This window comes from Microbacterium sp. 2216-1 (assembly GCF_046507855.1).
Classification (GTDB): Bacteria; Actinomycetota; Actinomycetes; order Actinomycetales; family Microbacteriaceae; genus Microbacterium; species Microbacterium esteraromaticum_C.
The window spans coordinates 1264734-1280782 of record NZ_JBKFTM010000001.1; the positions used below are offsets into that span (position 1 = coordinate 1264734).

Annotated in this window: 11 protein-coding genes and 1 tRNA gene; 1 reads left to right on the forward strand and 11 read right to left on the reverse strand. The window is 67.2% G+C overall.

Going from position 1 to position 16049, the window contains the following annotated elements:
• Positions 1–8: 8 nt before the first annotated feature.
• The 5 genes from ACLD0U_RS05875 to polA all read right to left on the reverse strand — a co-directional run bounded on the left by ACLD0U_RS05875 (position 9) and on the right by polA (position 6615).
• Entirely contained in the window at positions 9–755 is a 747-nt protein-coding gene (locus tag ACLD0U_RS05875) for a formylglycine-generating enzyme family protein (RefSeq protein ID WP_410340075.1), read from the reverse strand.
• Positions 756–758: 3 nt separating this feature from the next.
• Positions 759–1421 carry a YczE/YyaS/YitT family protein gene (locus tag ACLD0U_RS05880; protein WP_410340076.1) on the reverse strand — a complete coding sequence of 221 codons (663 nt, stop codon included), beginning with the start codon at positions 1419–1421 and terminating at the stop codon, positions 759–761.
• Positions 1418–2173, reverse strand: coding sequence for an SGNH/GDSL hydrolase family protein (locus tag ACLD0U_RS05885; RefSeq protein WP_206549871.1), 756 nt, complete (start codon positions 2171–2173; stop codon positions 1418–1420). The genes ACLD0U_RS05880 and ACLD0U_RS05885 overlap by 4 nt, the downstream gene beginning before the upstream one ends.
• A 47-nt stretch (positions 2174–2220) precedes the next feature.
• Complete coding sequence (locus ACLD0U_RS05890; RefSeq protein ID WP_410340077.1) at positions 2221–3894, reverse strand: DUF885 domain-containing protein; 1674 nt, start codon at positions 3892–3894, stop codon at positions 2221–2223.
• An 87-nt stretch (positions 3895–3981) separates the two neighbouring features.
• The gene (gene polA, locus ACLD0U_RS05895) at positions 3982–6615 is read right to left on the reverse strand and encodes a DNA polymerase I (RefSeq protein WP_410340078.1); all 2634 of its coding nucleotides are present in this window, start codon (positions 6613–6615) and stop codon (positions 3982–3984) included.
• Positions 6616–6678: 63 nt separating this feature from the next.
• Here polA and ACLD0U_RS05900 point away from each other — a divergent pair, with 63 nt between their 5' ends.
• Positions 6679–7080 carry a hotdog fold thioesterase gene (locus ACLD0U_RS05900; RefSeq protein ID WP_179411854.1) on the forward strand — a complete coding sequence of 134 codons (402 nt, stop codon included), beginning with the start codon at positions 6679–6681 and terminating at the stop codon, positions 7078–7080.
• A 36-nt stretch (positions 7081–7116) separates the two neighbouring features.
• Here ACLD0U_RS05900 and ACLD0U_RS05905 read toward each other — a convergent pair whose 3' ends face one another.
• The 6 genes from ACLD0U_RS05905 to gltB all read right to left on the reverse strand — a co-directional run bounded on the left by ACLD0U_RS05905 (position 7117) and on the right by gltB (position 15983).
• Positions 7117–7743 carry a GNAT family N-acetyltransferase gene (locus ACLD0U_RS05905; protein WP_410340079.1) on the reverse strand — a complete coding sequence of 209 codons (627 nt, stop codon included), beginning with the start codon at positions 7741–7743 and terminating at the stop codon, positions 7117–7119.
• Positions 7653–8273 (reverse strand): ANTAR domain-containing response regulator, encoded by a 621-nt coding sequence (locus ACLD0U_RS05910; RefSeq protein ID WP_179410824.1) that lies wholly within the window; start codon positions 8271–8273, stop codon positions 7653–7655. Before ACLD0U_RS05910 ends, ACLD0U_RS05905 begins: the two co-directional genes overlap by 91 nt.
• Positions 8274–8312: 39 nt before the next feature.
• A tRNA-Leu gene (locus ACLD0U_RS05915) sits at positions 8313–8393 on the reverse strand.
• A 62-nt stretch (positions 8394–8455) separates the two neighbouring features.
• Positions 8456–9904: a pyruvate kinase gene (gene pyk / locus ACLD0U_RS05920; protein ID WP_179410823.1), complete on the reverse strand. Its 1449-nt coding sequence runs from the start codon at positions 9902–9904 to the stop codon at positions 8456–8458.
• 57 nt (positions 9905–9961) lie between these two features.
• Complete coding sequence (locus tag ACLD0U_RS05925) at positions 9962–11428, reverse strand: glutamate synthase subunit beta (protein ID WP_410340080.1); 1467 nt, start codon at positions 11426–11428, stop codon at positions 9962–9964.
• Positions 11421–15983, reverse strand: a complete 4563-nt coding sequence (gene gltB / locus ACLD0U_RS05930) for a glutamate synthase large subunit (RefSeq protein WP_410340081.1) — start codon at positions 15981–15983, stop codon at positions 11421–11423. The genes ACLD0U_RS05925 and gltB overlap by 8 nt, the downstream gene beginning before the upstream one ends.
• Positions 15984–16049 lie beyond the last annotated feature (66 nt).

Genomic DNA, 16049 nt, shown 5'->3' on the forward strand with positions numbered 1-16049 from the left:
CCGCGCGATCAGCGTCCGCGCGGGGTCCATCCCACCGGTCGCACTCCCCCGCGCCCGCCGCGTTCGAGGTCGGCGCGCGCCGACCACCCCTGCGCGGCCTCAACGCCGTTGAACCCGCCTCGCGCCAGACGCATGCCGACATCGTCGTGATGCATGCGCGGGGCACCCCCACGACGGACGGATGCCCGGACGCTCCATGCGTCGTCGGCGAAGCCGCCCCCGCGGAACACCCGATAGTCGTCGTAGCGTTCGGGGTCGAGCAGGTCCCAGCACCACTCCCACACATTGCCCAGCGTGTCGAACAGCCCGTTCAGGTTGGGCAGTCTCAGACCGACATCCTGCGGAGTAGAGACCCCATCGCGCACAGTCCAGGCGACGTCGGCCAGCGGTCCATAGTGCGGACCCGCCGAGCCGGCACGACACGCGTACTCCCACTCGGCTTCGGTGGGCAGGCGGTAGCCGTCACTGTCAATGTGCCAGGTGACTTCCTCGCCATCGAATGTGTACGCGGGGTCGAGCCCCTCCCATTCGGATGCCGCATTGCAGAACCGCACCGCGCGCAGCCAGCTCAGATCCCGCGCGGGGCGTCTCGGGTGCACAGCCGGCACCCCCAGCACCTCGGCGAACTGTTCTTCTGTGACTGCGAAGACACCGATCTCGAAGGGTTCCAGATCGACGGCTCGATGCTCGTCACGCCGAGCATCGTGCAGTGTCACCCGACCGGCGGGGAGCTGCCGCATGTGCCAGAGGTCCATGGCTCAGCCGCTCACCGGAACGGGGCCGGTACGCGCCTCAGTGTCGCGCCGGGGTGGTTCGCCCCCGTCGAGACGCACCGCGAACACCCGCAGGAAGAACTGGCAGAGCGGCCCCACCAGCAGCGCGAACGCCACCGTGCCGACACCGACGTTGCCGCCGAGCACCCAGCCGATCAGAACGACGGTCACCTCCAGCGCGGTCCGCACGACCCAGATCGGCAGTCCCCATCGGGCGTGCAACCCCGTCATCAGACCGTCGCGGGGCCCGGGCCCGAAGTGCGCCCCGATGTAGAGTCCCGTCGCGGCTGACAGGACGAGCAGACCAATCGCGAAGAAAAGCACCCGCAGCCAGAGCGCTTCTGGGGCGGGGATGAGCAGAAAGCCGACATCGGCTGCCGGCCCCACACCGAGAGCGTTGACGATCGTTCCGAACCCGGGCTTCTGCCCGATCGGGATCCACAGCAGCAGTACCACCGCGCTGACCAGGATCGTCACCATTCCGAACGACAGCGGCACGTGCAGGCTGATGCCCTGAGACAGCACGTCCCACGGCGCCGCGCCCACCGCGCCCTCGACCATGAATGCGATTCCGATGCCGTACAGGAACACCCCGATGACGAGTTGGGTCAACCGCCGCGGCATGCGGCGCCCGGTGAAACGACTCACTGCGGCACCCGTTCGACCCAGTCGCCGTACTTCGCAGCGCGCCCGTCACCCGATGACGTGCGCGTCACCCGGCGCTTGATCCACGGGCCGACATACTCGCGGTAGTACGCCCAGCCCGACGGGCCGAGCGGCAACTCGGTGGTCGGCGACCACCACGACTCGTGCGGGTCGAGGCCCAACGCGTCCAGCACACGTGCGGCGACACGGTGGTGACCGTTCGCGTTCATGTGCAACCGGTCCTGCGACCAGTACCGCGGACGCGACAGTTCCTCATCGGGCCAGTTCCAGGCATGGATGATGTCCGTGCGCCCCTCGATGCGGCGCATGACCGCTTCAGCGAGCACGTCGCCGCGCTTCTGGAACACGTCCCCCATCGGCAGCTGTGCACTGGGATTCGCCCCCGACAGCAGGATCAGCTGCACACCTTGCTCGTCGCAGCGTCGCAGCACGCGTGAGAATGCGTCGGCGATGTGCTCGATATCGGCGTTGGGTCGCATGATGTCGTTTCCCCCGCCGTTGAACGACAGGTGTGTGGGACGCAACGCCAGCGCTCGCTCGAGCTGGTCCTCGACGATCGGCCAGACCAACCGCCCACGGATCGCCAGGTTCGCATACTGCACCGACTCGCCCGTGGCATCCGCCCAGCCCTGAGCGACGAGGTCGGCCCACCCGCGCACGGTACCGTCGGGAAGCTCATCGCCGACGCCCTCGGTGAACGAGTCGCCGATCGCCACGAAACGCACTGCCGCCATGGTGACAGCCTATTGCCGTGCGGACGGGTCGGGGCCCGCCGACGTACTCAGCCGGCGAACACCGCGCGCAGCGTGTCGAGGCCGACGCCGCCGATGTCGAGCGCACGCTTGTGGAACCCCTTGAAATCGAAGGCGTCACCCTGCTGAGCACGCGCCGTCGCGAGCACGTCTTCCCAGATGCGCTGACCGACCTTGTACGACGGCGCCTGTCCCGGCCAGCCGAGGTAGCGGTTGACCTCGAACTGCCGGAACTCGTCGGGCATGTTCACATTGCGGCGCATCTCATCGAGCGCGTAGTCGTGGTCCCACACACCATCGCCGTCGAGGCGCGGCTTCTTCAAGTGCACGCCGATGTCGAGCACCACGCGAAGCGCGCGCATGCGCTGCCCGTCGAGCATTCCCAGACGATCAGCCGGATCGTCGAGGTAGCCGAGCTGTTCCATCAGGCGCTCCGCGTATAGGGCCCATCCCTCGGCGTGGCCCGACGTGCCGGCGAGCACACGGCGCCACGTGTTGAGCTCGGCCCGGTTGTACGTCGCCTGCGCGATCTGCAGGTGATGGCCGGGAACGCCCTCGTGGTAGACGGTGGTCAGCTCGCGCCAGGTGTCGAACTCGGTGACGCCCTCGGGAACCGACCACCACATCCGACCGGGCCGCGAGAAGTCATCGGTCGGGCCGGTGTAGTAGATCCCGCCCTCCTGGGTCGGGGCGATCATGCACTCGAGCTCACGAATCTGGTCGGGGATGTCGAAGTGCGAGGCGCCGAGCTCAGCGATGGCACGGTCGCTGGTCTCCTGCATCCACCGCTGCAGCGCCTGCGTGCCGTGCAGCTTGCGCGCCGGGTCCGCCTCAAGATGAGCGACGGCCTCCTCCACCGTCGCGCCCGGCAGGATCTCGTGCGCGATGGCCTCCTGCTCGGCGATCATTCGCCGCAGTTCCTCTCGGCCCCACTCGTACGTCTCGTCCAGATCGATCGTCGCCCCCAGGAAACGCCGGGAGTTCAGGGCGTACAACTCGCGCCCGACAGCGTCCTCATCACCGGCGACGGGAGCGAGCTCCTCGGTGAGGAACGCGCTCAATGCGTCGTAGGCGACACGCGCGGCCCCCGCGTGGTCGCCGAGATCACGGGCGAGGGATGCCGGAAGCTGACCCTCCTTCGGCGCTGCGCCGGCGACGAAGCCGGCGAAGAACCCGTCGTCGGCCGTGTAGCGCGCGATCTGGGTGGCGACCTCGCGCACCTGTCGGCGCGCGGGAACAACACCGTGGCGGATGCCCTCCCGCAGCGTTTCGGTGTACCCCTGCAGCGCCGCGGGCACCGCGGCGAGGCGTTCGGACACCACCGACCAGTCCTCCACGCTGTCAGTGGGCATCAGGTCAAACGCCTGACGGAAGTCCTGCGCGGCCGAAGCGATCACGTTGAGATCGCGCAGGTGCCACTGGGCATCATGCAGTTCGGACTGCAACCGCAACTCCGCCGACAGGTCAGTCTTGGTGACCTCATCGATGCTGTCGACCGGGTCGAGCGCGTCAAGCTTCGCGAGCGTCTCGCGTGCCGCAGTCACGGCGCGCTCGTGACCTTCGGGGCTGACATCGTCCAGGCGGGCGTTCGCCTCATTCCGACCGATGTAGGTGGCCAGCACTGGCGAGAGCTCGACGAGCGTGTCGACCCAGTCCTCGGCGACCTGGTCGATGGCGGACGGGGTGCGGAGCTCGGAAGTCATGAGCTCGAGCCTATCCCCGCCCGCCGGTTCCCGGCATCCGATGAAACCGCTGCGGGCTGCGCCACGTGGCGCAGCCCGCAGCGGGCGTCAGTGCGCGGCCTCGTTCCAGTCGCGGCCGGCACCCACCTGTACATCCAACGGCACCGACAGCTCGGCAGCATCCGCCATCTGCGTGCGCACGATCTGCTCGACCCGGTCCCACTCGCCAGGTGCAACCTCGACCACGAGTTCGTCGTGGATCTGCAGCAGTACGCGCGAGGCGAGTTCGCTCTCGCGCAGGTCGGCGTGGATACGGTTCAGCGCGATCTTCATGATGTCCGCCGCGCTGCCCTGGATCGGCGCGTTCAACGCGGCGCGCTCCGCATTCTCGCGCAGCACGCGGTTCGGGCTGCTCAGGTCGGGGAACGGACGCCGACGGCCGAAGATGGTCTCGGTATAGCCGTCTTCTTTCGCCTGAAGCACCGAGGCGCGCAGGTAGTCGCGCACTGCGCCGAAGCGGGCGAAGTACTCCTTCATCAGCTGCTTGGCCTCGGACTGCTCGATGCGCAGCTGCTTGGACAGGCCGAACGCACTGAGCCCGTAGACCAGGCCGTACGACATGGCCTTGACCTTGGTGCGCATCGCCGGCGTCACCTCCTCGGGCTCGACACCGAACACGCGCGCGCCGACGAAGCGATGCAGGTCCTCGCCGGAGTTGAACGCCTCGATCAGCCCGGCATCACCCGAAAGGTGAGCCATGATGCGCATCTCGATCTGCGAGTAGTCCGCGGTCAACAGCGTCTCGTAGCCGGCGCCGACCTCGAATGCGCTGCGGATGCGGCGCGATTCCTCGGTGCGCACCGGGATGTTCTGCAGGTTCGGGTCGGTGCTCGACAGTCGACCGGTCTGGCTGCCGGTCTGCACATAGGTCGTGTGGATCCGGTGGTCGTCGCGGATCGCCGAGTCGAGCGATTCGATGATCTGGCGCAGCTTGGTCGCCTCGCGGTGCTGCAGCAGCAGGGCGAGGAACGGATGCGGGTTGGTCTCTTGCAGATCCGCGAGCACCGCAGCATCTGTGGAGTACCCGGTCTTGGTCTTGCGGGTCTTCGGCAACTGCAGGTCCTCGAAGAGGACTTCCTGCAGTTGCTTCGGCGATCCCATGTTGAACTCCCGACCCACCAGTGCGAACGCCTCAGCGGCGATCGTGTCGGTGCGCTCGCGCAGCTCGCCCGAGAACGTCGAGAGCACCTCGTGCGAGACCGCGACGCCGGCAGCTTCCATGTCGGCGAGCACGAGCACGGCCGGCAGTTCGATGTCGGTGAGCACCGTCGCCACGCCATCGGGCATCTGCTCACGCACGGCGGCCGCCGTGCGCAGGGTGAACCACGCCTGCTGTGCCGGCGTCGCACCATCGGTCTCGGGAACGAGCTGCGAGGGATCGGCCTCGGGCAGCTTCTCGCCCAGGTACCGGTCGACGAGGTGACCGAGCGACTTGTCGGGGAAACTCGGCCGCATCAACCACCCGGCCAGAAGGGTGTCGTAGCCGAGGCCGCCGAGGCGGATGCCGGCGCGCAACAGCGCTTTGATCTGCGGCTTCGACTCATTGAGCACCTTCACCGCGTCGGACTCCAGCCACGGTGTCAACGCGGTCGCGATCTCATCGCTCCATCCGCATTCGCGCAGCTCGGTCGCACTCGCAATACCGACGCGGTCGATGGTCTCGGCCGTGGTCAGCAGCGTGAGCCCGAGCTCGCCCTCCTGAGCGCTGAGCCACGTCACGATCTGCTCTGCCGTCGACTCGACGGGGTCGGGAACCTGCACGGCAGGCTCGTCGTGCACCGGCTCATCCGCGGCGCCCACGGCGTCGAACACCCGGGGCAGCAGCGTACGGAACTCCAGTCGCGCGAAGATGTCGCGGACGGCCTGTGCATCGATCGGCGCGACCGCCAGCTCTGCGGGACTGAGGGGAAGTTCGACGTCGGTGAGCAGACGGTTCAGTCGACGGTTGCGCCGCACATCGTCCATGTGCTCGCGCAGGTTCCCGCCGACGACACCCTTGATCTCCTCGGCGCGCGCGAGCAGCTCGTCGAGACTGCCGAATTGGGTCAGCCACTTCACGGCGGTCTTCTCGCCGACCTTGGGCACTCCCGGAAGGTTGTCGCTCGTCTCGCCGACGAGCGCCGCGATGTCGGGGTACTGCTCGGGACGCACGCCGTAGCGCTCCTGGACGGCGGACGGATCGTAGCGCTTGAGCTGCGAGACGCCCTGCACGGACGGATACAGCAGCGTCACCTCATCGTTGACGAGCTGAATCGTGTCGCGATCGCCCGAGACGAGCAGCACGTCGTACCCCTGAGCCGAGCCCTGCACAGAGAGCGTGGCGAGGATGTCGTCAGCCTCGAACCCCTCTTTCGTGAGCACGGGGATCGACATCGCCGCCAGGCACTCCTGCAGCAACGGGATCTGCCCCTTGAACTCGGACGGGGTCTCGGAACGCGTCGCCTTGTACTCGGGGTACTCATCGGTGCGGAAGGAGTGCCGCGAGGTGTCGAACGCGATCGCCATGTGCGTCGGCTTCTCAGCCTTGATCAGATTCACCAGCATCGACAGGAAGCCGTAGATGGCGTTGGTGTGCTGATTGTCGCGGGTGGTGAAGTTGTCGACCGGAAGGGCGAAGAAGGCCCTGTAGGCGAGCGAGTGGCCGTCGACGACCAGGAGAGTAGGCTTTGCGGAGTCCGTCACACAGCAAGCCTAACGAGCGCGACGGACACTCGCTGAGGAGGACAGGTGACACAGCACACCGAGATGTCGGGACTGGAATGGGCGACCCAACGAGGAATGGGTGCGCTCGCCGAGAAGATGGGCATGGAGTTCACCGAGTTCTCCATCGAGCGCAGCGTTGCGACGATGCCGGTCGAGGGCAACACGCAGCCGGTAGGACTGCTGCACGGCGGCGCCTACGTCGTTCTCGGCGAATCCCTGGGATCGATGGCAGCGAACCTGCACGCGGGTCCCGGGCGCCTCGCTGTCGGCGTCGACATCAACGCCACGCACACGCGTTCGGCGACCTCGGGCGTGGTCACCGGCGTGTGCACGCCGATCCACCTCGGTCGTAGCATGACCGTGCACGAGATCGTCGTCACGGACGATCAGGGGCGCCGGTGCTCGACGATCCGGATCACCAACATGATCAAGGCGATGGGGTGAGCGGGCACTAGCGCTCGCGCTCACCTCCCCGGCTGGTCAATCGACGAGAATACGCTGGAACAGGTCGTGGTCCTGCCACTCCCCTGCGATTCTCAAGTACTTCGGCGCCCGGCCGATGAGCGTGAATCCGTTGGACCGGAGCACCCGTTGCGAAGCGGTGTTGCGCACCAGGGTGGCGGCTTGAAGACGGTGCAGACCGAGCACCGATGAGGCATGTTCTCGGACTTCTGCCACGGCACGGGTCATGAGGCCCTTGCCGACGAGCGAGACGTCCATCCAGTACCCGAGGTCCGCGCTGTCGAAGGCACCGCGCACGATGTTGTTGATGTTGACCCGTCCGACGATGGCATCGTCGTCGTCGCGGGTCAGCACGAACGGGGCGCAGCGCCCGGCATCCCGGTCGTCGCAGGCAGTAGCGATCAACCGGTCCTGCTCGTCACCCGAGAAGAACACTTCTTCGCGCAGGGGATCCCACGGAGCCAGGTGCCGCCGGTTGCGACGATAAGCGGAAACGACAGCGGCCCCGTCGCTCCTCTGGAGCGCACGGAGCCGAATGCCGTCGTGGAGGTCGATCAGGACTTCTTGGGAGCGAGCTGCTCGATGATCGCCTTGGCGACGTCCTGCATCGTGAGGCGACGATCCATCGACGCCTTCTGGATCCAACGGAACGCCTCGGGCTCGGACAGGCCCATCTTCTCGTTCAGCAGGCCCTTCGCACGATCGACGAGCTTGCGCGTCTCGAAGCGCTCGACCATGTCGGAAACCTCGGCCTCGAGCGTGATGATCTGCTCGTGACGCGCCAGGGCGATCTCGATCGCCGGCAGCAGGTCGTTCGGGGTGAACGGCTTGACCACGTACGCCAGAGCGCCGGCCTCGCTGGCACGCTCGACGAGTTCCTTCTGGCTGAAGGCCGTCAGCAGCACCACGGGGGCGATGTTCGCCTTGTGCAGCTTCTCGGCCGCGCTGATGCCATCCAGCTGAGGCATCTTGACATCCATGACCACCAGGTCGGGACGCAGCTCGGTGGCAAGCTGCACGGCAGTCTCGCCATCCCCGGCCTCACCGACGACATCGAAGCCGTTGTCGCGCAGGATCTCGACGATGTCGAGGCGGATCAGCGACTCGTCCTCGGCGACGACAACGCGTCGCGGAGCGGATGCCGTGGGCTGCTCGGGCTGTTCTTGCTCAGTCACAGAAGAAATCCTATCGGAGTGATTATCAGTGTTCACCTGTGCCGGCGGTGGGACTCGAACCCACACGTCTTTCGACAAAGCATTTTGAGTGCTCCGCGTCTGCCATTCCGCCACGCCGGCCCCGATCGACTTTAGCGCATGGAACGGGGCGGAGCCCGCAGGCCCCGCCCCGTTCCTGACGCTCAGACTCCGGTCTTGTAGACCGGTGCGGCTCCGCCGACGGCATCCCCGACCTTGTGGACGCGGATGTCGTTGGTCGAACCGACGATTCCGGGAGGGGAACCGGAGATCACCACGACCCGGTCACCCTCCTGCGCCAGGCCCGTGCGCAGCAGGTACTCGTCCACCTGCAGGTACATCGAGTCGGTGTGCTGCACGGCGTCGACCAGAGTCGACGTCAGACCCCACGTGAGGGCCATACGACGGCGGATGCCGGGCTCCGGGGTGAACGCGAGCATCGGGATGCGCGAACGCAGACGCGAGAGCCTGCGTGCCGAGTCGCCCGACTGCGTGAACACGCACAGGAACTTCGCCTCGACGAACTCGGCGACCTCGAGCGCGGCGAGGGTGATCGCACCGCCCTGTGTGCGCGGCTTGGTCGTCAAGGGCTGGATGCGCTCCAGACCGTGCTCCTCGGTCGACTCGATGATGCGCGCCATCGTCTCGACGACGACCACCGGGTACTCGCCCACGCTCGTCTCGCCCGAGAGCATGACCGCGTCGGCTCCGTCGAGAACGGCGTTCGCCACGTCGGAGGTCTCCGCGCGTGTCGGAACGGGGCTCTCGATCATCGACTCGAGCATCTGTGTCGCCACGATCACCGGCTTGGCGTTGCGGCGCGCCAGCTCCACCGCGCGCTTCTGCACGATCGGCACGGCCTCCAGCGGAAGCTCCACGCCCAGGTCGCCGCGGGCGACCATGATGCCGTCGAAGGCATCGACGATCTCTTCGAGCGCTGCCACGGCCTGCGGCTTCTCGATCTTGGCGATGACGGGGATGCGCACACCCTCTTCAGCCATGATCTCGTGGACGCGATCGACGTCGGCCGCATTGCGCACGAACGACAGGGCGATGACATCCGCACCGGTGCGAAGGCCCCAGCGCAGATCGTCCTCGTCCTTCTCGCTCAACGCGGGCACGTTCACGGCGACACCAGGCAGGTTGATGCCCTTGTTGTTCGAGACCGCGCCGGCGACGATGACCTTGGTGGTCACGACGGTGCCATCGGTCTCGACGACCTCGACGCGCACCTTGCCGTCATCGATCAGCAGGAAGTCGCCGGGCTTGACGTCCTGCGGCAGGCCCTTGAACGTCGTCCCGCAGATCTCGCGGTTGCCGATGATGTCCTCAGTGGTGATCTTGAAGATGTCCCCCGCAGCGAGCTCGTAGGGGCCGTCCTCGAACTTGCCGAGGCGGATCTTCGGGCCCTGCAGGTCGACGAGCACGGCGACCGCACGGCCTGCATCGTCGGCAGCGCGACGGACATTGGCGTAGTTCGCGTCGTGCACGGTGTAGTCGCCGTGGCTGAGGTTCAGCCGGGCGACGTCCACACCGGCGTCGATCAGTGCACGGACGGTCTCATACGTCGACGTGGCGGGTCCCAGGGTGGCGACGATCTTCGCGCGTCTCAAATCTTCTCCAGAGTTGGAAGGGAAAGTACACAGGATGGCGACGTTGCCGCACTCAGCCTACGCGGGTGGGACGCTCAGTGCGACGTCCGTTGCAGCGACAGGGGCCGGCAGTGAGGTCGTGCCCATCAGGTGGCGATCCACTGCGGATGCCGCCGCGCGGCCCTCCGCGATAGCCCAGACGATCAGCGACTGGCCGCGCCCCGCGTCACCGGCGACGAATACGCCCGGCAGGGATGTCGAGTAGTCGGCATCCCGACGCAGCGCGCCACGCTCGGACACGGGCAGCGTGCTGTCGCCCTGGAACGACGCGGTCTCGGGCCCGGTGAAGCCCATCGCGATCAGGACGAGGTCAGCGGGGATCTCGCGCTCGGTCCCGCTCTTGGGTACTCGCCGTCCGTCGACGAACTCGGTCTCGGCGACACGCACCGCCCTGACCTCCCCCGCGCCGTTCGACAGGAACTCGACGGTAGAGGCGAGATAGGTGCGTTCACCACCCTCTTCGTGAGCGGACTGCACTTCGAACAGAGTGGGCATGGTGGGCCAGGGCTGGCTCTCAGGCCGCTCCGTGCCGGGCTGGCGACCGATGGCGAGGTTGGTGACGCTGAGCGCACCGTGCCGATGCGCGGTGCCGATGCAGTCGGCGCCGGTGTCGCCGCCGCCGATGACCACCACGTGTTTGCCGGTGGCCGTGATCTGATCCGAGACGTCGTCCCCCGCGTTCGCCCGGTTGGACTCGACCAGGTACTCCATCGCGAAGTGCACGCCGGCGAGGTCACGCCCCGGGATGGACAGGTCACGCGGCACTGTCGCCCCCGTGGCCACCAGAACGGCGTCGTAACGTGCCCGCAGGTCGTCCCAGGTGATGTCGGTGCCGATCTCGACGCCCGCGCGGAACCGCGTGCCCTCCTCCTGCATCTGACGCAAACGCGTCTCGAGGTGACGCTTCTCCATCTTGAAGTCGGGGATGCCGTAGCGCAGCAGCCCGCCGATGCGGTCGTCGCGCTCGAACACGACGACGGTGTGCCCGGCACGCGTGAGCTGCTGCGCCGCAGCCAGACCCGCGGGACCCGATCCGACAACAGCCACCGTCTTGCCCGTCAGCCGCTGTGGCGGCTGGGGCTGGACCCAGCCGTTGCCGAAGGCCTCGTCGATGATCGAGACCTCGATCTGCTTGATCGTCACCGCCGGCTGGTTGATGCCGAGCACGCACGAGCTCTCGCACGGCGCTGGGCACAGCCGGCCCGTGAACTCCGGGAAGTTGTTGGTCGCGTGCAGGCGCTCGATCGCCGCACGCCCCTCGCCGCGCCAGGTCAGATCGTTCCACTCCGGGATCAGGTTGCCCAGCGGGCATCCGGAGTGGCAGAACGGCACGCCGCAGTCCATACAGCGACCGGCTTGCCGCTTGAGCACGTTCCGGTCGCCCGGCTCGTAGACCTCTTTCCAGTCCATGATCCGTACCGCGACGGGGCGGCGAGCCGGCAGCTCCCGCTCGGTCGTCTTCAGAAAGCCCTTGGGGTCAGCCACCGGTCACCTCCAGGATCCGGTTCCAGATCGCGTCGCCGTCGGGGTCGATCCCCGCAGCCTCCGCTTCCTGGCGCATGGTCTGTACTGCCGCGTAGTCCCGCGGCAGCACCTTGGTGAAATCTGCCTGGCTGCGCTCGAACTCGGCCAGGATCTCGGATGCCAGTGGCGAACCCGTGCTCTGCACGTGTTCGTCGAGCATCCCTCGGAGCACCTCGACATCGGCGCGGTCCAGCGGCTCCAGCCGCAGTTCGCCCGATGCGAGTGCCTCAGCGTTGACGTTGGCGGTGCGCAGTCCGCGCACATACGCGACACCACCCGACATGCCCGCACCGAGATTGCGGCCGGTCTCGCCGAGGATCACCGCCGTGCCGCCGGTCATGTACTCCAGGGCGTGGTCGCCCACGCCCTCGACGACAGCAGTCGCTCCGGAATTGCGGACCAGGAACCGTTCGCCGACGACGCCCGAGATGAACATCGTCCCGCTGGTCGCGCCGTAGCCGATGACGTTTCCGGCGATGACGTTGTGGTGCGGTGCGAACGATGCGCCGCGCGCGGGTCGGACGGTGATGTCTCCGCCCGAGAGGCCCTTGCCGACGTAGTCGTTGGCGTCGCCCTCCAACCGCAGCACAATGCCCTGGGGCAGGAAAGCTCCCAACGATTGTCCTGCCGTGCCGTGCAGCGTGATGTCGATCGTGCCGCGGGCCAGCCCGTGCGCGCCGCGCCGAGCCGTCAGGTGGTGCCCCAGCATGGTGCCGACCGCGCGCTCGGTGTTGCGGATGGGCAGTTCGACCACCACTGGTTCACCGCTATCCAATGCGTCCGCCGCGTGTGCGATCAGCGCCACGTCGAAGTGCTGCTCCAGTTCGTGGTCCTGTGTGCGACCGCTCCTGCGCGGCTCCCCGGCGGGGAACGCCGGGCCGTGCAGGATCGGCGACAGGTCGAGGCCGTCGCTCTTCCAATGGCGCAGCGCGCGATCGGTACGCAAGAGGTCCGCGCGCCCGATCACCTCATCCAGCGAACGGAAGCCGAGTTCGGCCAGCAGCTCGCGCACCTCTTCGGCGATGAACTCCATGAAGTTCACCACGAACTCCGGCTTGCCCGTGAACCGCTCCCGCAGCACCGGGTTCTGCGTCGCGACCCCCACCGGGCAGGTGTCCAAGTGGCACACGCGCATCATGATGCATCCGCTGACCACCAGCGGTGCGGTCGCGAAACCGAACTCCTCGGCCCCCAGCAGCGCACCGATGATGACGTCGCGCCCGGTCTTGAGCTGCCCGTCCACCTGGACGATGACCCGATCGCGCATGCCGTTGAGCATCAGCGTCTGCTGCGTCTCTGCCAGGCCGAGCTCCCACGGTGTTCCGGCGTGCTTGAGCGAGTTCAGCGGGCTGGCGCCCGTGCCCCCGTCATGACCCGAGACCAGCACGACATCGCTCAGCGCCTTCGCCACACCGGCCGCTACCGCACCGATGCCCGACTGGCTGACGAGCTTGGTGTGGACGCGTGCCTTCGGGTTCGCGCGCTTGAGGTCGAAGATCAACTGCTTGAGGTCTTCGATCGAGTAGATGTCGTGATGCGGCGGCGGCGAGATGAGCCCCACCCCTGGCGTCGCATGACGAGTGCGCGCCACCCACGGATATACCTTCTGCGGCGGCAGCTGCCCGCCCTCCCCTGGCTTGGCGCCCTGGGCGAGTTTGATCTGCAGATCGTCCGCCTCGGTGAGGTACTGGCTGGTGACCCCGAACCTGCCCGACGCGACCTGTTTGATGGCGCTTCGACGCTCGGGGTCAACGAGTCGCTCGGGATCCTCGCCGCCCTCTCCCGTGTTCGATTTCGCGCCCAGTCGATTCATAGCGATCGCAAGCGTCTCGTGCGCCTCCTGCGAGATCGAGCCGTAGCTCATCGCTCCGGTCGAGAAGCGCTTGACGATCGATGACACCGGCTCGACCTCGTCCAGCGGCACGGGCGGGCGCTCGCCGGTACGCAGTTCGAACAGTCCCCGCAGGGTCTTGAGCTCCGCTGCCTGGTCGTCGACGAGGCGGGTGTACTCCCGGAAGATGTCGTACCGGCGGGTGCGAGTGGAGTGCTGCAACCGGAAGACGGTCTCGGGGTTGAACAGGTGCGGCGTTCCATCGCGCCGCCACTGGTACTCGCCGCCCGTCCACAGCCGCTCATGCGCCCGCGGCGCAGGATCCTGCGGATACGCGAAGTCGTGTCGGGCCTGGTTCTCGGCGTAGACGTCTTCGATTCCGATGCCACCGAGCTTGGTCTCGGTACCGGTGAAGTAGGCGTCGATGAACTCCTGGCTCAGACCCACCGCCTCGAACACCTGCGCGCCGGCATACGACGAGACGGTCGAGATGCCCATCTTCGACATGATCTTCAGCACGCCCTTGCCGAGCGCGTAGATCAGGTTGCGCACCGCCTTCTCGGGCGTGATGCCGGTGATGAACCCGGTGCGCACCAGGTGCTCGACGCTCTCCATCGCCAGGTACGGATTCACGGCCGAGGCCCCGTATCCGATGAGCGTGGCGACGTGATGCACCTCACGTACATCGCCCGCCTCGACGACCAGCCCGACCTTCATGCGGTTCTGACGACGGATGAGGTGGTGGTGCACCGCAGAGACCATCAGCAACGACGGAATCGGAACGAGGTCCTTGTCAGAGTCGCGGTCCGAGAGGATGAGCAGTTCCGCTCCGCGCTCGATGGCGGCGTCCGCCTCGGCGCACATCTCGTCGAGGCGCTCCTGCATCGTATGGGCACCCGCGTCGAAGTGGTACAAACCCCTGATCGTGGCGCTGGAGTGCCCGGGCAGGGCCTTCTCGATGTGCCGGATCTTCGCCAGTTCGTCATTGTCGATCACCGGGAAGTCGAGCGTCACAGTGCGCGCGTGATCCGGACCCCAGCTCAGCAGGTTGCGCTCCGGGCCGAGCCCGAGACGAAGGCTGGTGACCACCTCTTCACGGATGGCGTCCAGCGGCGGGTTCGTGACCTGCGCGAACTGCTGCACGAAGTAATCGAACAGCAGCCGCGGGCGGTCGCTCAAAGCGGCGATCGGTGCGTCGCTCCCCATGGCACCGAGTGGCTCCGCGCCATTCTGCCCCATCGGGGTGAGCAGGATGCGCACCTCTTCCTCGGTGTAGCCGAAGGTGCGCTGGCGACGAGTGATCGACGCCGCGGGATGCACAATGTGCTCCCGCTCGGGAAGGTCGGCGAGGCGCACGGCGCCCTTGTCGAGCCACTCCTGCCAAGGGTGCATCGTGGCCAGGTCGTGCTTGATCTCGTCGTCCTCGACGATCCGTCCTTCGGCGGTATCCACGAGGAACATGCGGCCCGGGCTGAGACGCCCACGGCGCTTGATGCGCTCGGGAGCGAACTCGAGCACACCGGTCTCGCTGCCGATCACCACCAGGCCGTCGGTGGTCTCGGTCCAGCGCCCCGGCCGCAGACCGTTGCGGTCGAGGGTGGCGCCCACCTGGACCCCGTCGGTGAAGATCAGCGCCGCCGGCCCGTCCCACGGCTCCATCTGGTTCGCGTGGTACTCGTAGAACGCCCGCAGGTCGGCGTCCATGGAGGTCTGCTTCTCCCATGCTTCGGGAACCATCATCATGATCGCGTGGGGCAGGCTGCGCCCGGTGAGAGTGAGCAGCTCGAGCACCTCGTCGAACGAGGCCGAGTCGCTGGCACCCTCCGTGCAGATCGGCAGGAGCGGCCGGATCTCACCGATCAGGTCCGACTCGAGCTGCGACTGTCGGGCCCGCATCCAGTTGCGGTTGCCACCGACGGTGTTGATCTCTCCGTTGTGGGCGAGCATCCGCAGTGGCTGCGCCAGCGGCCACGACGGGAAGGTGTTGGTCGAGTAGCGGGAGTGCACGATCGCCAGCTCCGATGCGAAGCGCTCGTCCTGCAGATCGGGGTAGAACGGCTCCAGCTGAAGTGTGGTGACCATGCCCTTGTAGCCGAGCGTGCGGCTGGAGAGCGACACGAAGTAGGCGCTGAGCTCATGCCCGGCGCGCTTGCGCAACCGGTAGGCGATGCGGTCCAGTGCGAGCGACGACTCGGTCGTGCCCTCCAGCGCCACGAACAGCTGCTCGAAGGCGGGGCGCGCCTCGTCGGCGAGCTTTCCGAGGTGCTCATTGGCGGTCGGGACCACTCGCCAGCCGAGAACCGAGAGTCCTTCTTCGGCGGCGATGCGTTCGATGCCGGCCTTCTGCTCGCGGCGGGCGCTCGACTCCCGAGGGAGGAACGCAAGGCCGGCGGCGTAGGTGCCCGCGGCGGGGAGCTCGAAGGGAGCGACTTCCCGGAGGAACGCGTCGGGCATCTGGGTGAGGATGCCCGCTCCATCGCCGGTGCCGGCATCCGAGCCGATCGCACCGCGGTGTTCCAGGTTGCGCAGCGCTTCGAGCGCCAACGCGATGATGTCGTGGCCGGGTTCCCCGCGGAGTGTCGCGACCATGGCCAGGCCGCAGGCATCCTTCTCGTGGGCGGGGTTGTAGAGCCCTTGCTTCGGGGGGTAGGCGCCGGAGGCACCGTAGGGAGGCTGGAAGTACACCAGTCACCGTCCTCAGTTCTCAGTGAACCCGGGGACGTCATCGGCCCGCTCGTTCAGTGCGATTTC